This is a genomic window from Falsiphaeobacter marinintestinus (assembly GCF_007923355.1).
In the GTDB taxonomy this organism is placed as follows: Bacteria; Pseudomonadota; Alphaproteobacteria; order Rhodobacterales; family Rhodobacteraceae; genus Phaeobacter_A; species Phaeobacter_A marinintestinus.
This window is the reverse complement of sequence record NZ_VOGO01000015.1, coordinates 48,432-65,650: the sequence shown is the minus strand read 5'-3', so window position 1 is coordinate 65,650 and position 17,219 is coordinate 48,432. Positions and strand designations below refer to the sequence as shown.

Annotated in this window: 12 protein-coding genes; 8 read left to right on the top strand and 4 right to left on the bottom strand. The window is 58.2% G+C overall.

The features are described from left to right. Positions 1 to 97 precede the first annotated feature (97 nt). From acsA to FOY56_RS21275, 5 genes are all read left to right on the top strand, one after another. Entirely contained in the window at positions 98 to 1,825 is a 1,728-nt protein-coding gene (acsA, locus tag FOY56_RS21295) for an acetate--CoA ligase (RefSeq protein ID WP_146348177.1), read from the top strand. Continuing rightward, entirely contained in the window at positions 1,822 to 3,819 is a 1,998-nt protein-coding gene (gene pdhA, locus FOY56_RS21290) for a pyruvate dehydrogenase (acetyl-transferring) E1 component subunit alpha (protein ID WP_146348176.1), read from the top strand. Before acsA ends, pdhA begins: the two co-directional genes overlap by 4 nt. After that, positions 3,819 to 4,988: a dihydrolipoamide acetyltransferase family protein gene (locus tag FOY56_RS21285; protein ID WP_146348175.1), complete on the top strand. Its 1,170-nt coding sequence runs from the start codon at positions 3,819 to 3,821 to the stop codon at positions 4,986 to 4,988. The genes pdhA and FOY56_RS21285 overlap by 1 nt, the downstream gene beginning before the upstream one ends. Beyond that, positions 4,985 to 5,233 (top strand): acyl carrier protein, encoded by a 249-nt coding sequence (locus tag FOY56_RS21280; RefSeq protein ID WP_146348174.1) that lies wholly within the window; start codon positions 4,985 to 4,987, stop codon positions 5,231 to 5,233. Before FOY56_RS21285 ends, FOY56_RS21280 begins: the two co-directional genes overlap by 4 nt. A gap of 458 nt (positions 5,234 to 5,691) precedes the next feature. Beyond that, complete coding sequence (locus tag FOY56_RS21275) at positions 5,692 to 8,727, top strand: sulfatase-like hydrolase/transferase (protein ID WP_146348173.1); 3,036 nt, start codon at positions 5,692 to 5,694, stop codon at positions 8,725 to 8,727. Positions 8,728 to 8,763: 36 nt separating this feature from the next. Here FOY56_RS21275 and FOY56_RS21270 read toward each other — a convergent pair whose 3' ends face one another. Next, positions 8,764 to 8,946, bottom strand: a complete 183-nt coding sequence (locus FOY56_RS21270) for a hypothetical protein (protein ID WP_146348172.1) — start codon at positions 8,944 to 8,946, stop codon at positions 8,764 to 8,766. Positions 8,947 to 8,992: 46 nt separating this feature from the next. Here FOY56_RS21270 and FOY56_RS21265 point away from each other — a divergent pair, with 46 nt between their 5' ends. Next, positions 8,993 to 9,337 (top strand): hypothetical protein, encoded by a 345-nt coding sequence (locus FOY56_RS21265; protein ID WP_146348171.1) that lies wholly within the window; start codon positions 8,993 to 8,995, stop codon positions 9,335 to 9,337. Positions 9,338 to 9,528: 191 nt separating this feature from the next. Here FOY56_RS21265 and FOY56_RS21260 read toward each other — a convergent pair whose 3' ends face one another. From FOY56_RS21260 to FOY56_RS21250, 3 genes are all read right to left on the bottom strand, one after another. Continuing rightward, positions 9,529 to 11,832, bottom strand: a complete 2,304-nt coding sequence (locus tag FOY56_RS21260; RefSeq protein ID WP_146348170.1) for a xanthine dehydrogenase family protein molybdopterin-binding subunit — start codon at positions 11,830 to 11,832, stop codon at positions 9,529 to 9,531. 4 nt (positions 11,833 to 11,836) lie between these two features. Continuing rightward, complete coding sequence (locus tag FOY56_RS21255; RefSeq protein ID WP_146348169.1) at positions 11,837 to 12,289, bottom strand: (2Fe-2S)-binding protein; 453 nt, start codon at positions 12,287 to 12,289, stop codon at positions 11,837 to 11,839. 436 nt (positions 12,290 to 12,725) lie between these two features. Then, positions 12,726 to 13,784 carry a flavin monoamine oxidase family protein gene (locus FOY56_RS21250; RefSeq protein WP_146348168.1) on the bottom strand — a complete coding sequence of 353 codons (1,059 nt, stop codon included), beginning with the start codon at positions 13,782 to 13,784 and terminating at the stop codon, positions 12,726 to 12,728. Between the two features lie 597 nt (positions 13,785 to 14,381). Between FOY56_RS21250 and FOY56_RS23805 the strand changes: the two genes are divergently transcribed. Both FOY56_RS23805 and FOY56_RS21240 read left to right on the top strand, forming a co-directional pair. Then, positions 14,382 to 16,673, top strand: a complete 2,292-nt coding sequence (locus FOY56_RS23805; protein WP_146348167.1) for a phage tail sheath C-terminal domain-containing protein — start codon at positions 14,382 to 14,384, stop codon at positions 16,671 to 16,673. Between the two features lie 18 nt (positions 16,674 to 16,691). Then, positions 16,692 to 17,213, top strand: a complete 522-nt coding sequence (locus tag FOY56_RS21240) for a phage tail protein (protein WP_146348166.1) — start codon at positions 16,692 to 16,694, stop codon at positions 17,211 to 17,213. Positions 17,214 to 17,219 lie beyond the last annotated feature (6 nt).

Genomic DNA, 17,219 nt, shown 5'->3' with positions numbered 1-17,219 from the left:
CTCAAAAAAACCTGCGGCCATCCAATCTATAGGTCCTTGATGCATATCATATGCAATCGGACTTATGTGAAGGAAGCTTGTCTTTTGGAGGAGTGTTATGGCGAAAACCGATACATCCCGCAGCCGGAAGGCAACCAAAGCCGCAGCCACCCGATCCGACAAAGACACTTGGGCGGCCGCGTATAAGCTGATCGATGCCCCGAAAGGGGCAATCAATATCGCTTACGAAGCCGTCGACCGGCATGTGCAGCACGGACATGGCGACGACACGGCGATCATCTGGCTTGGCAAGGATGGTTCGCGCCAGGATCTCACCTATGGCGATCTGGCCCAAGCCACCGCCCGTTTTTCCAATGTCCTGCTGGCACACGGGCTTGAACCCGGTGACGCTGTCTTCAGCCTGATGGGCCGCGTTCCGGATCTTTATTTTGCAGCCTTGGGTACACTCAAGGCCGGATTGGTATTTACACCCTTATTTTCTGCCTTCGGGCCGGAACCAATCCGGACCCGGATGGAGATCGGTAGTGCCAGAGTACTGATCACCACGGCTCAGCTTTACAAACGCAAAATCGCCGCTTGGCGCAGTGAGCTTCCGTCGCTCAAGCTTGTTCTCATCGTGGGTGACACCGCGCCGGAAGGCTGCGTCGCGCTTGGCCCCGCGATGGCCAATGCATCCCCCGAGTTCGTAACCGCCAAAACGGAACCCGACTCCCCTGCCCTGGTTCATTTCACCTCGGGCACCACGGGGAAACCAAAGGGCGTCGTACATGTGCACAATGCGGTCCTCTATCACGCCTTTTCCGGGCGCGAGGCGCTCGATCTGACACCCGGCACCATCTATTGGTGCACTGCAGATCCCGGCTGGGTGACCGGCACCTCCTACGGCATCATCGCGCCGCTCGTTAACCGGGTCTGCATGATCGTGGACGAAGCGGAATTCGATCTGGACCGCTGGTACCGAACCGTCGAACAAGAAAAGGTCGAGGTCTGGTATTCAGCCCCGACGGCGATCCGCATGATGATGCGCTCTGACGCAAAAGCCGCCTCTGCCTATGACTTCTCTTCCCTGCGATTTCTTGCCAGCGTTGGGGAACCCCTTAATCCGGAAGCGGTCCTCTGGAGCGAACAGGTCTTTGGTCAGCCGTTTCACGACAATTGGTGGCAGACTGAAACCGGTGGCATCATGATCGCGAACCGACCCGGCATGACGGTCAAACCCGGGTCGATGGGCAAAGCCATGCCCGGAATCGAAGCGGCGATCGTGGAGCGCGACGGTGACGGCTTGCGCGCACTCGCCGATGGCAAAGTGGGGGAACTTGCCCTGCGCCCTGGCTGGCCGTCGATGATGCGCGCCTACCTGCACGAGCAAGCGCGCTACGACAGGTGTTTTGAGGATGGCTGGTACCTGTCAGGCGATCTCGCGATGCGGGATACAGACGGCTATTTCTGGTTCGTGGGACGGGCCGACGATCTTATCAAGACCTCCGGACACCTTGTTGGCCCGTTCGAAGTGGAAAGCGCGCTTATCGAACACCAAGCGGTGGCCGAGGCCGGGGTGATCGGCCTGCCCGATGAAACAGCGGGCGAAATCGTAAAAGCCTACGTCACGCTGAATCCCGGATACACTCCAAGCGAGGAACTGGAACGCGACATCCGCGGTCATGCACGAAAGACATTGGGACCCGCCGTTGCCCCGCGCGAGGTGATATTCCGCAATACCCTGCCCAAGACACGGTCGGGCAAAATCATGCGACGTCTTTTGAAGGCCCGCGAACTGGGTCTGCCCGAGGGCGACATTTCCACGCTGGAGACCGATGAGACATGAGCACCACAGACAAACCCAAGCTCGACCGGGCGCACGTTCTGTCGCTTCTGCGCGACATGGTCCGGATCAGAAAGTTCGAGGACAAATGTGCCGAACTTTACACTCAGGAAAAGATCCGGGGGTTCCTGCATCTCTATGATGGGGAAGAGGCGATTGCCGCAGGCATAATCCCGGTTCTGAACCCCCGCGACCGAATTGTTGCCACTTATCGTGAACACGGTCATGCGCTGGTCCGTGGTGTGCCGATGACCACACTCATGGCCGAGATGTATGGCAAGGCCGAAGGGTGTTCCGGCGGGCGCGGCGGCTCTATGCATTTGTTCGATGCGGGCACGCATTTCTATGGCGGCAACGCGATTGTCGGTGGCGGGCTGCCGCTTTCGGCGGGTCTGGCGCTGGCAGATCGTATGCGTGGACAAGACAGCGTGACAGCCTGCTTTTTTGGCGAAGGCGCCGTGGCGGAAGGCGAATTTCACGAGGCGATGAATCTGGCAGCGCTTTGGGGCTTGCCGGTGCTGTTCGTGTGCGAAAACAACGGCTATGCCATGGGCAGCGCCTTGTCGCGGACCGAGTCCGAGACCGACATCCAGGCAAAGGCCGCAGCCTATCAGATCGAGGCGCATCAGGTTGACGGCATGGACGTTGTTGCGGTCGAAGCCGCTGCTCGGAAAGCCGTACATACCATCCGCGAAACCGGAAAGCCCGTCTTTCTGGAATGCAAAACCTACCGCTTTCGGGCCCATTCCATGTTCGACGCCCAGCTTTATCGCGAAAAGGCCGAGGTCGAAAAATGGCGACAGAAGGGACCCATCGTCAAGTTCCAGGGCTGGCTCTTGGAAAACGGGCTGATCCACGATCAGGATGTGACGGAAATCGAGGCCGGGATCGACGCCGAAATTGGCGATGCTGTGGCCTTTGCCGAGGCCGGCACGTGGGAACCTGTGGATCAGCTGTCGGTCAACACGCTTGGGCCGCAGCCCGAACCGCCCGCCCTGTGGAAGCACTCGGGCGAAACACTGGAGATGACCTATCGCGAGGCTGTGAAACAAGGCATTCGCGATGCGATGATCCGTGACGAGCGGATCTTTCTGATGGGCGAGGATGTGGGCGCATATGGCGGTTGCTATGCCGTGTCCATGGGCCTGCTGGATGAATTCGGCGAAGACCGGATCCGTGACACGCCGCTTTCTGAAAGCGGTTTCACCGGGGCCGGGATCGGGGCGGCAGCAGCCGGAATGCGCCCGATTGTCGAGTTGATGACAGTCAATTTCTCGCTGCTTGCCCTTGATCAGATCATGAACACCGCCGCCACGATCCGTCATATGTCGGGCGGGCAATTCGGCATACCGCTGGTGATCCGCATGGCTACGGGCGCAGGCAAACAACTTGCCGCCCAGCATTCGCACAGCCTTGAGGGCTGGTATGCCCACATTCCTGGCCTGAAGGTTCTGGCCCCCGCCACGCTGGAAGACGCGCGTGGCATGCTGTGGACGGCGCTGCAAGACCCTGATCCTGTTCTGATCTTCGAAAATGTTATGCTCTACAACAGGTCGGCGATGATCGACACCAATGCAGGACCTGTCGAAATCTCGCGCGCGGCGGTCAGGCGCGAGGGAAAGGATCTGAGCCTCATAACCTATGGCGGATCACTGTACAAAACGCTCGACGCGGCGGAAGAGCTCTCGCAAGACGGGATAGAGGCCGAAGTGATCGACCTGCGCTCTCTGCGTCCGCTGGATGACGCCACGATCATGGCCTCGGTCGCCAAAACACGCCGTGCTGTCATCGTCGACGAAGGCTGGCGCAGCGGATCGCTTGCGGCTGAAATCTCGGCCCGGATCATGGAGCAGGTTTTCTGGACACTGGACGCGCCAGTTGGCCGGGTTTGCTCGGAAGAGGTGCCGATCCCCTATCCCAAACACCTGGAAGACGCGGCAATTCCACAGGTCGAGAAGATCGTTGACGCCGCCAAAGCCGTTTTGGGGAAGGGCTGATGGGCGTTTTCACCCTCCCATCACTGGGGTCAGACATGGAGGCCGGAACGCTGGTCGAGTGGCTTGTCGCCCCGGGCGATACCGTGCATCGCGGCGATATCGTAGCTGTCATTGAAACCCAGAAGGGCGCGATCGAAATCGAGTGCTTCGAGGAAGGCACCGTCCATGCCCTTTTGGCGGAGGTCGGCGCAGAGTTGCCCGTGGGGACGCCGCTTGCCTCGATTGTTGCACAAGGAGAACTCCTTCCCGAACCTGTGGTTGCCTCTGTTCCGGACTTCCCTGCCCCAACGCTGGAAACACAAGCCAGGCAGCCCAAGCCTGTGTTGGCCACCACCCCACCTGCCGCTGTGGTACCTGCTTCTCCGGCGGCTCGCGTCCGGGCGCATGAAATGGGTATTGATCTGTCAACGCTCAAAGGCACCTTTCCGGGCGGCGGTATCGTGCTGGCAGATGTGAATGCCGCCGCTGGCCGGGTCCGACCGGAACGCGCAAAACCAGCCTCGCCGATGGACGAGATGCGCAAGGCCATCGCAGCAGCGATGTCACGGTCGAAACAGACGATCCCGCATTTTTACCTGTCTCACACACTCGACATTCAACCTGCATTGGATTGGTTGGACGCACACAACCAGAACTCGGCGCCAGCCGATCGCATTTTGCTAGGCGCGCTGTTCGTGCGCGCGGCTGTGTGCGCCGCCGAGAAGCTGACCGTGATGAACGGTCATTTCGCGGATGGCGCCTTTACGCCATGCGACCACGTCAACGCCGGTGTTGCGGTCGCCCTGCGCGGCGGCGGGTTGGTTGCACCGGCGCTGATCAATGCGGACCAAATGACCCTTGCCCAGACCATGGCCGGAATGCGGGACCTCGTCAGCCGCGCGCGCGCCGGACGATTGCGAAATTCCGAGATGACACAAGGTACCATCACGATATCGGGCCTTGGCGAAACCGGTGCAGAGGCAATGGCCGGCGTGATTTTCCCGCCGCAAGTGGCCCTTGTGTGTCTCGGCGCACCGCAAATTCGACCGTGGGTGGTCGATGGCACCGTCGTCCCGCGCAACGTTGTGACACTCACCTTGTCAGCCGATCACCGCGTCAGTGATGGTCGGCAGGCCGCGAAGTTCATCGCAGAATTCGAAACTCGGATAATGGATCCCCAGAACCTATGACAGAGAATGAAATCCGAACCGCCTTTATCGAAGAACTGACCAAAGTTGCCCCCGATATTGCCCCCGAGGACGTTGGCGACGATGATCATATACAGGATGATCTGGAGCTCGACTCGATGGATGTTCTGAACCTGGTGACCGCGTTGCATCAAAGATTGGGTGTGGATATTCCGGAACAGGACTATCCCCAGATCGCCACGCTTGCCCTCGCAACGGGGTATCTTGTGTCGAAAGTTGCTTTCTGACGCATACGAGCCCGTGTCGACGGCGACAGTAAATCTGAACGCTACAAGCACGGATTCATCATCACCTCCGACATACCATTTGTCGACTGTGCCTCAGCCGTAACGCCCAAAACTGAAGTCAAAGGGATGACCGAAGAACTGGCCTTCGACCAGCGTGCCGTGGCGTGCCTCAGCTATCTCGAAAGCACTCGCACGAAGACGCAACTCTAACCGAAAACGGGGCGGCATCGCTTTGCGAATCTGCCCCATATTACTCCGGGTTCAACAGGTTCGGTCGGGGTTGGTTGCATGAGCCGCGACAGTTTTGGCAGTGTTGCAGCGTTGTGTCGACAACAAGAACGTTTGAGCAGCAAAACGCTGGTCCTGAGCACATTTCAGTGAGCGGTCCGCGGATCCACCCATTTATGTGTTAACATTAGGTTAACGTCTTTAAACAAGTTCATTTTTACAGGATTGATATGTCAAAAATTATTGTGATCAGCGTCGACGATCTGGCCCAGTGGGCTGGCCCTTCCAGTGCCTATTCCTCCCAAGTGCTAACCCCCAACATAGATCGGCTTCTTGATGCCGGGGTTAATTTTTCCAACGCCTATACTCCGGAAGCCATCTGCAACGCGGCCCGCACGGCCACACTCAGCGGACTCATGCCGCACAACACGGGTGTCCATTCAAACCTTCAGCACTGGGCCGACCATGTCACGCCCGAACAGACATGGCCTGCCGTCTTTTTGGCCGAAGGCTATGAAGTCGGCGGTTTTGGAAAATTGCTTCACGACAACCAGATCGCCCCGTCCTTGGTGCAGGTGATGTTTTCGGACTACCAGCGTTTCGAAGGATACAAAAACGGCCATCCGGCGACGTCTCTGGCGCAGCCTTTGCCGGATACGTTGGACGAATCCGACATGGCCGACACCATCACGATCGACTATGCGATTGAGTTTCTGGAGGAAAACGGAGGAGACGATTTCCTGCTGAATGTCGGTTTGTTTAAGCCTCATCTCAGTTGGGTCGTGCCTCAAAAATATTTCGATCTGTATCCAATCGAAGATATCGTTGTCCCCGGTCTGGATGGCGACGACCTGAGCGGTGTGCCGGCCTTCATTCTGGACCAGTTGCCAGAGCGCGGCACCGTACCCGAGACCATCGAAACCGCCAAAGAGTTCATGCAGGGCTATCTGGCCAGTGTTTCCTATGTCGATGCACAACTTGGCCGACTTCTGGACGCGTTGGAAGAAGACGGCTTGTTCGACGACACCAACATTGTGTTGTTCAGCGATCATGGGTTCCATCTGGGCGACCATGACAATACCTGGGGCAAATTCACCTTGTGGGAAGAAGCTGCCAAAGTCCCGCTGATCATAAAGGCCGCTGGCAATGTGAATGGTGGAACCCAGGTCGACGATATCGTGAACCTCGTCGATGTTTACCCGACAATCGCTGAAATGGCAGGTCTGACTCCGCCCGACAATCTGGATGGCGACTCTTTGTTGTCCCTGGTCACCGGGAGCGGTCCGGCCGAAGGTGACGGGTTGTCGATCACCTGGATGTACGGATCGGCTTTGCTACGCAGCGATGACTTTGCCTATATCCTGTACGAAGACGGCTCGGAAGAGTTGTACGACATGATTGTGGATCCGGGTCAAACGGTGAACCTTGCGCTGGATCCGGCATATGCTGCGACGGTCGCGGAACAGCGGATGATACTGTTTGACACTGTACCGCTTGTCCATGTCGAAGGGCACGCCGATGGCAGTTCCGGACATGACTCGTTCGTTCTGTCCGAAGCCGGGGACTCCGCATCCGGTGGGCTTGGAAATGACCTCTATTTTGTCAACAACTCTGACGTCGTGATCACCGAAAACGCTGGCGAAGGCACCGATACCGTGTTCACAAGTGTCAGTTATGCCATGTCGGACAATATCGAAGACGTGCATGTCAAAGACTATGTCGCAGGGCCGCTCACCATATGGGGCAACGGTCTGAACAACTACATCAAACTAGATGGCCATGACCAGGTGGCCTACGGCGGTGACGGGGATGATATCATCCATTCCACCAGCATCCGCACTACGATCTACGGCGAAAACGGCAACGACAATATTCACGGCGGATACAACACCGACACCCTGTCGGGCGGTGACGGAGATGACAGCATCTTCAGCGGCGGCGGCGCGGATGTCATGACCGGTGATGCCGGCAATGACTACCTGCAGGGTGGTCTGGGAGATTCCGTTTTGTCCGGTGGCATCGGCGATGATGTTCTGAAAGGGGGCGCCGGAGACGAAATCCTGTTGGGCGGTACAGGTGTCGACACCATTGATGGCGGCAACGGCGCTGACATGATCAACGGGGGCGACGGATCCGACACGATCAATGGCGGCGGCGGAAATGACATTATCTATGCCGATGGAGCCGAAGGTGAACCGACCGAAGGCCCCGCACGCAGCGTTTTCAGATGGAGTCAGGCGCCTGATCCGGATGATGGCAGTGAAATCGATGAGGGTGACGACCTGACTTGGGGGTTCTCTCAGGACACCGGGCTTGTCACGGTGGATTTCACGGTCCTGCAGCAGGATGACGCCACAACCGAATTCAGTAGTACCGAAAACCACATCGACGGGCTGGACACCGGAACCCTCGTCGCGAACCCCAACAGCAGTTTGGAGTCGGCAGCTACCGGCCCAGGAACGGATGTGCTTTATCGCATCGATTTCTCTGAGAACGTCGACAATGTCGAATTCCGCGTGAACGATATCGATCATCTCGACAATGTCACGATCTGGGCGTGGGACGCGGACGGCAATCAGATCGACGTGACTCTGACAGCAGGTGGCAACGTCGGATTGATAGACAATGACTGGATCGAAGGCGACGACACAGCCGTCGGCAACGGCGGGGTCAGCGACAGCACGGATGCTGCGCATTCACTGCTGGTACAAATTGCAGGGCCGGTAGATCATGTAAAGATCATCTTTACCCAGGACGGCACCGACGCATCCGAGATCACCGTGTCAGACGTTTTCTTCGACACGCCGGGGGATACGCCGGAACAAGCGCGCGGCGATGACATTGTCGACGGGGGGGCGGGCAGCGATATGATCATTGGCGGCGCCGGAGATGACAACCTGTTCGGAGGCGACGGCGTCGACTATCTTGATGGGGGCCTCGGAAATGATGTTCTAGACGGCGGCAATGGCGCGGATTTCCTGATGGGGAACGAAGGTCAGGACCAGCTTACGGGCGGTCGCGGGTGGGATGTGTTCTTTTTCCAGGACGGTATCGGCGACCATCAGATCCTCGACTTTGACGCAAACAATAACCGCGAGGATATTGATCTTTCCGAGGTTACAGAGATCGTCAACTTCAGAGATCTGTACCGCAATCACTTGTCGGTCTCTGGCGACAATGTGGTGATCGATGACGGCAATGGCATGGTCATCACATTGCTAGAGGTCGATATTTCCGACCTGTCGTTTCGCGACTTTGTGTTCTGACATCTGCAGATAACCCATGAAACCGGATTAGCCCTTTTAGGCCGCGTCGTCTTGTGCCTCGTGGATCAGGCTGACCGAGCTATCCAAATACAGCGTGATCCACTTAGGTGGTTCGCGTTGGTCAACCCAGTCGATCCACTGCCTCAGCAAGTCGCCCAGCGCATTGTGTCTGACGTTGGAGCCTGTGGGACGGGTTTTAGGGTTGGAAATCCGGGCCATCAAAGGCTAGTGCAGTCCTCAAGGAACCTCGCGAAAGGACCCCAGAATGTTACGAGACCGCATACGGGAGCTTCTTTGCGACGTTGCAGTGACCGCGCAACCCGTAACCTATCAGGCACTCGCGAAGGCCCTTGAACTTTCGCCACCAAATACGATCCAGCAGCTCACAATAGCCCTCGAATGCCTGATAGAAGAAGATGCCAGTGCCGCTCGCCCATTGATCGCAGCGCTGGTGATCAGCAAGACAAGAGGTGGATTGCCCGCGCCCGGCTTTTTCGAGAGCGCCAAACGCGTTGGACGCTTCCAAGGAGACCCTTTGGGACCAGAAGCCGCGGTGTTCCATGAGACTGAGTTCAACAGAGCTGTCGAATTCTGGCGCGCGCCATCATGATCAGTTCCTAGATATCCGTTTTACGACCCATTGAAGCGCCCCGTGTCTGTCAGAGACCGTCAACTTCAGTCAGGATGATGGGTTTGGCCAAAAGCAAAATGGCACACCGTTGGGGGAACACCACTTGGATCATCGGAAAACGAACGGCCCCAAAGTGGGGCCGCTCGACACAAGTAAGTAAAAGGGCAGCGTCAGATCGTTTCGCCCATTGGGATGTGGCGCAGTCGTTTGCCTTGCGCCTCGAAAATTGCATTTGCAATCGCCGGGGACACTGGTGGCAAGCCGGGTTCACCCACACCTGTCGGATGTTCGTCAAAGCCATAAGGAACGATATGAACATGAACGTTGTTTGGATAATTCGTTGATCGTGCAACGTCATAGTCATAAAAGTTCGACTGTTCGACAGCCCCGTCTTTGAACGTAATGCCCGAATGCTGAGCGACGGTCATGCCCATCACGGCAGCGCCCTGTAACTGGCTTTCGATCCTCTCAGGGTTCGCCGCGTAACCACAGTCAATCGCCATATGCATTTCTGGCACCGTGACTTTGCCATTGATGATTTTGACGCGTGCCGCGACAGCGACATAGCTGACAAAACTGCGGTGCACAGCCAGACCGATGCCTTCCCAATCGGGCAGTGATTTACCATACCCGATGCCATCAGCCGCCATGTTCAAGACATTGATCAGCTTGCCGGTTCGAATTGGGAATTCGGCATAGGGTTCTCCATAGTCCCAGAAGTTTTCAGGATACCCCTCGGCGACGGGGTCAACGGTGCGTGGTGTACCAATCAGATCCAGCCACATTGTCCGCTGATCCTTGCCCTGATCATGGGCCAGTTCCCCGACAAACGATCCGATCGCCCAGGCGCGCGGTACATTGGAAACCGCCCTGAACCACCCAATCCGAGTGTGTGCCAGGGCTTTACCATTGTCCATGCGCACATTGGGAATATCGAAAGGCAAATCGACATGTCCCATACCAGTCTCGATGAAGAACTGATTGCCGCCGTCAGGTGCAAATGTTGACAGGATTGATGGCGCGACCGAGTTGTGACGCCACCCGATCACCTTGCCTGCATCGTCCAAAGCCGCTTCGATGCGTTCAGCGGATGCCGTGTGATAGAACGAGTGATGAATATCATCCTCCCGCGTCCACTGCACCCGGACCGGAGCCTTGACCGCTTGTGACAGCAACGCGGCTTCGGTCACATAGTCGGCTTTGGACTTCCGCCCAAACCCACCACCCAAAAGGGTGACATTGACACGTACATTCGCTTCGTCCAGCCCGACAGCTTTTGCCGCGTCCTGACGCGCCTGATACGGGCTTTGCACCGGAGCCCAGATTTCCATCGCATTGCCCGTGAAATTAGCCAGCGCCGCAGGCGGTTCCATCGGAATATGCGCCATGTGATCCTGAGTATAAGTGCGCGTGAACACCTTTGCGGCCTTGGCAAAGGCAGCGTCAGGGTCACCCTGTTCCCGAAGAACCACGCCCGGCTTTTCAGTTTCGGCAACCATGTCGGCCATGAACGTTTCGGTATTGTACCCCGCGTGCGGACCACCCTCCCATGTCACCTTCAACGCGTCGCGCCCCTGTATCGCGGCATACGTGTTGTCGGCGACAACCGCGATACCGCCCAACGGCGCAAACCCGGCCGGTGGAATGGAATAGGGCAGTTCATGAACCGCGACCACTCCCGGGACAGCCATCGCTGCATCTGCGTCAAAACTGATAGCTTTGCCACCAACGACGGGCGGGCGCGCAACGGTTGCAACCTTCATGCCGGGCAGCGTGACGTCCGCACCATACACGGCTTCACCAGTGGTAATATCGCGCAGATCGGTGATCTGAACTTCGCCCTTTCCGATATAGCGAAATGCGTCTTCGGGTTTATAGGCGATGTCTTCATGGGCCGGGACCGGCAGTGCCATGGCTTTGGCCGCAAGATCGCCAAACCCCAATGATTTGCTGCCATGGCTCACCATGTGGTTCGACACGACAACCTGATCCACCGGAACGCCCCATTCAGCTGCGGCAGCTTGCGCCAGCATTGTGCGAACTGATCCGCCAATCTTGCGAGCGGCCTGAATATGGTGGCGCAGGCTGCGCGACCCGTCGGTGTTCTGATTGCCGTACTTTGGTTCGTCCCCTTCCGCCTGAATGATGTTGACGCGCGCCCAGTCGGCTTCCATTTCGTCGGCCATGATCATCGGCAACGTGGTCCGTGATCCGGTTCCCATTTCCGAGCGGTGGGCCACAAGGTTTACAGTTCCGTCCTCATCGATCGAAACAAAAACCATCGGGTCATCAACAAGACCATTTGGCATGGCCGTCCCACCGGTTTCCCATGTCGGGAAGGCATCGGCACGCGGCGCCGCAAAAACGGCCACGGCAAAGGCCGCACTGGTTCCCAGAAACGCGCGGCGGCTGACCTTCTGAACAGACAGCGTCTTTGCAATTGGAGTGTGAATTTGATCCAGATACTTCAACATGTCTTCAGCTCCCTGTGCTGGCCAGCCGAACGGCGGCAACGATACGCTGATAGCACCCACACCGGCACACATTGCCTGACATGGCTTCCAGAATTTCGTCATCCGTTGGCTTGGGGTTTTCGGCAAGCAGTGAAGCGGCCTGCATGATCTGCCCTGATTGACAGAAACCACATTGCGGAACGTTCAAATCACGCCACGCCTGCTGAACACGATGCTCACCATTCTGATCCAGCCCTTCGATCGTCGTCACCGACGTTCCCATGGCTTCTTTCACAGTCATCTGGCACGACCGTTTGGCGACTCCGTCAACGTGGACAGTACACGCACCACACAGTCCGACCCCACAGCCATATTTCGTTCCGGTCATACCGGCGATGTCGCGTACCGCCCAAAGAAGCGGCATGTCGCCATCTGCCGCGACATCAATGTCGGTTCCATTAATGTTTAGCTTTGTCATTCCAGCTTTCCTCCCAAGCTAATTCTCAAGAGGACCAAAACAGCCTTTCTGCAAAATGGAGACCCGTCCGCTTTGTGTCCGGTATCCGCATCGGCCGGAAAGCCACTTGTTCTCTTGACCGACATTCCGCTAACGGAACGCCAAGTCCACTATGGTGCCGTCACTTGGTATACCAATCAAGCTTCTTGGGCCTGCCTTGCCTAAGTCCAGGCATTCGGCGCGTAAATCAGGAAGATTTTCCGTCTCGGCAGCTGGATTTCCCCGACTTTCGGTTTGATCGGCAAACACCTGAACAGACCAATCGATTCGCTTTTCTGCAGGTTTCGGTACTGACATCCTCATATGAAAACATGAGATGAACGCAGGAGATTTTTACGTCCTCTTGGCGATGCAACCACCGTCTGCCAACAAAACCGGGTTTCGCAGATGTGGCCGATCAAAGCATGTCCGAAGCAGCCCGCTCGCCGATTGAAAGTGCACCTTCGATAAGGCCGGGGCTCAGATCCGATGCCTCGGACACGGCAAACCGAAGGCGACCGTCGAGATAAGATTGCCTTAACATACCCGGACCGACGGTCGGATGATCTGCCGGCTGCGAGAGGTCGAGATCAGTTGCGATGCGAGGGTTCACCGCCCAGTCCTGAACCACCAGATCCAGCGGGGACGCGGCAGCTGTGCCAAAGCAATGCGCAAGCTGATCAACAATCGCGCGCCTCAGCCCTTGCGGGTCATTGCTCCGCTGCTCGGGCGACCAGCCCACAAAGCCGAAAACCGCGCCCGGCGCCCCCTCAATTCCAGTGTGATCATGCGCTTCCACCAACGGCCCCGTGCGGCTGGCAATCCTGCCGGACAGCCCTTGTTCGCGCCAAAAGGGGTGATCGTACAACACGACGGCCTTGGCCTGGGTGGCCATCCATGTTGGCGTGCCCAGCATGGCATCAAGCAGCGCCTTGGGAGCCCACGGCAAGTGAATGGTCGTGGCAGCCACGCGCATTGGAACCGAAAGGATCACCTTGTCAGCCCGGATGGCCTCGCCCGAGGCAAGACGAACGACAATGTTCTGGTCTCCATCCTTGATGATCGCGCTGACCGGGGCCGACGTTCGTATGTTTGCATGACCAATTCGGGTGACAAGAGCGTCGATCAAGGCCGAAGGTCCACCGACGATGCGCACAATACCATCTTGTCCGGGCAAAGACTGGCGCAGCGGTACAGGCCCGTAACCTGTGATGACAGCATCCCCATCGTTGAATTGTTCAAAAATCTGCAAGCCAAGCCGCTTTAACCACCGCGCAACCACAGGTTGGTACTTTGGCCAAACCCACGTCGGACCTAGATCAGCCAAAACACGATTGCTGACAGGGTCCCGCACAGCCCGAATGCGACCGCCAATCTGCGTATCGGCTTCGACAATCTGGACGTTGGCCCCCGCCCCGATAAGCGTTGCCGCGACTGTTAGTCCCGACAGGCCTGCTCCGACGACGACTATGTTCATGATTTTGCCTCACGGACCCTGATGGAAAGGGAATTTCCACCCTGAAAGGGTCGAATGCAGCATTCAGCAGGGCTATGCAACTGTCCTCTGACACCTCCGGGACATCCGACCCTCGGAAGCTACGGTTCAACAGGCAGGTCGAAACGACGGCACCAAGACCAAACGCGACTCTTCCCAATTTGCGGCGCTTGGGAACGGCATCTTGACCTGACCTGTCCTAACGATCAGCGGATAATTGCCAGCTATAGCGACGAAAACCCGCTTCGCCCCCCCCTTCCGGCCATTATTCGCTTATCTCGCTATGGTTGTACTAAACCGGTCCTGTGCTCCCCTTGACTCGAATCCGGGTTTCGCGGAACGTTTTGGAATTAGATAGAAATCGAGACGTGTTTAGAAGTGTTGCTGGCAATGCCGCTGGCGCATACGGGAATGCTTTTTCGTGTGTATCGGCGCTGTCCCGACGTCTTTGGCAGAGACGGGTCATCGTTGTTTCAGCAAGTTCCGTTTTACGGTGGACTCGCGTGGGCGCCTTTGCCCTTTGCGACCAGAATCTAGTATATCGGAGTTTCTGCGCGTCCTTGATGCAAGGAGCATCCAATGGCTGTCGCACTGTCCTATCCCGGCGTCTATATCCAGGAAGTCCCCTCTGGCTCGCGGGCGATCGCGGGCGTTTCCACCTCGATTGCAGCCTTCGTGGGCTATACTGCCCGCGGGCCGGTCAACGATCCGGTGCAATTGTTCAGTTACGCCGATTTCGAGCGACAATTCGGCGGTCTTCATCTGGACAGCCCGCTCAGCTATGCGGTCAACCATTTCTTTCTGAACGGCGGCGCCACAACTTGGGTCGTGCGGGTGGCCTCGGGGGCGGCGCCCGCGGAAATCGCAATGCAAACGACAGGTGGCGCGCTGACTCTGACCGCCATTGCCGCGAGCGAAGGGACATGGGCCAACGCGCTGGTCCTGACCGTGGATTATGACACCGCAAACCCCAACGAAAGCTTCAACCTCTCCGTGACCGAGTTTGTCGAACGTGGCGGCCGGATGGTCCCTGCCCGGACCGAGGCGCATCGGAACCTTTCGATGTCCCCCAATGCCGCAACTTATGCCCCCACGATCATAGAGGCGGACTCAAACCTGATCACGGTGCGCGATGAAAATGTTTTGGGCGCAATCCAGGGTGAATCCCGTTCAGGGCCGCTGACCGACGCGGTCGCAGGCGATCTTGATGATGATGCGCGCCGCCTTGCGGTTTCGATCGACGGCGGGCCATTCTATGAATTCGACCTGTTCGCCCAAGGCGGCGGCCTTGCCGATCTGGATGCGATCCGAAACGCGATCGACACGATCGTCCCAGCGCTAGAGCCGGCAAACCCCGCCTTTTCGGGGTTTGCCTGCACCATCGACAGCGGCTCGCTGGTCGCGACATCAGGATCAACCTCGCGGGATAGTTCGGTCCGGTTCCGTCGGGCATCGATACGCAGCGCCACCGCCCTGCTTAAGCTGGGTCTGGCCTTTGGTGGGCGTGAGATTCACGGCTCGTCCCCGACCCGGCCAGCCGCAAGCGGAACACTGGGCGAGCGGATCGACGATTTCGCAGCGGTGGTCTTCGCGGACCCCGAACAGATGACTGTTACACTGGTGGATTCCGCCGGGGCCACGGTAGATACGGAAACCGTCACCCTCAACCGCACCGCCGCGCCCGTGGTCGACGCGCCCACCAGCCTTGCCGGGGCCCGCAGCCTGATCGAAACGGCCTTGCGTGGGGCCAGCCACGAGGCGATTTCGTCTGCCTCGGTTGGCACGGTGGACGGCGCTCTGTCGCTGCGTGCAGGCGGGCCGGACGCCTCGCTGCGGCTGCAATTGTCGGGTGCTGGCGCCACAAGCCTGCTGCTGGACGCGGGATCGGGCGCCGCCGAGAACGTCGCAGGGTATCAGATGGGCATCGGACCGACGGTGGCATTCCAGCAGGGCGCGGTTGGCGGTGACGATGGCACCGTACCCTCAGACACCGAAATCCAGGGATCGCTCGCGCAGAAGAGCGGGCTTTATGCGCTTGAGGATGTGCGCGACCTCAACATCATCAACCTCCCCGAGGTCTATGACGCGGGGGTTTTGGCCAATGCGATCACCTATGCCGAAGACCGCCGCGCAATGATCCTGATCGACATTGACGACTCGGACAATGATTTCGAAAAAGCCCGGGCGTGGATAAACGATCCGGCCAATTCAGGTCTGCGCCACAAGAACGCCGTGGTCTATTTCCCGCGGGTTTCGATGCCTGATCCGCTGCAGGGAAACCGCCCGCGGTCTTTCGCCAATTCCGGGCTGATGGCCGGGCTTTATGCACGCACCGACGCCTCGCGCGGGGTCTGGAAGGCGCCCGCCGGGATCGAGGCGCGGCTGCGCGGCGTCACCTCGCTCGACTATGTGCTGTCGGACCCGGAGAACGGCGTGCTGAACCCGCTCGGGCTTAACTGCCTGCGCACTTTCCCGGTCTTTGGATCGGTCAGCTGGGGGGCGCGAACGATGGTGGGCGCCGATGCGCTTGCCAGCGAATGGAAATACGTCCCCGTGCGACGGCTGGCGCTGTTCATCGAGGAAAGCCTCTATCGCGGCACGCAGTTCGTCGTGTTCGAACCCAATGACGAGCCGCTCTGGGCTCAGATCAGGCTGTCGGTCGGATCCTTCATGAACAACCTGTTCCGGCAGGGTGCCTTTCAGGGGGCGACCCCGCAAGAGGCGTATTTGGTGCGCTGCGACAGCTCGACCACGACCCAGGCCGATATCGACCTCGGGATCGTCAATATCGTCGTGGGCTTCGCGCCGCTCAAACCGGCCGAATTCGTCGTCATTCAGATCCAGCAGCTCGCCGGGCAGAGCCAGAACTGAGCCAAGGGAGGCCGATAAATGGTAGAATTCAGTGTCAATCCGCAGCGCTTTGACCCGTACAAGAACTTCAAGTTCCGGGTGAAATGGGACGGCCGCTATGTTGCGGGCATCAGCAAGGTCGGCGCATTGAAACGCTCGACCGAGGTCGTCGAACACAGGGTCGGCGGCGATAGTTCCACCAGCCGCAAATCACCTGGCCGTTCCAAGTTTGAGGCAATCACGCTGGAACGCGGGGTCACGCATGATACCGATTTCGAGGCCTGGGCCAACCTGGTCTGGAACGTCGAGGCGGGTCTTGGCGCCGAAGTATCGCTCAAGGATTTCCGCAAGGACATCATCATCGAGATGTACAACGAAGCTGGTCAACTGGCGATCGCCTACAAGGTGTTCCGTTGTTGGGTTTCGGAATTCCAAGCCATGCCTGAACTGGATGCCAACGCCAACGCGGTCGCGATCCAGACAATCAAGCTGGAAAACGAGGGCTGGGTCCGCGACGTCGAAGTGGTGGAACCGTCAGAGCCCTCCTTCGCGGGCGGTTGAACGCGC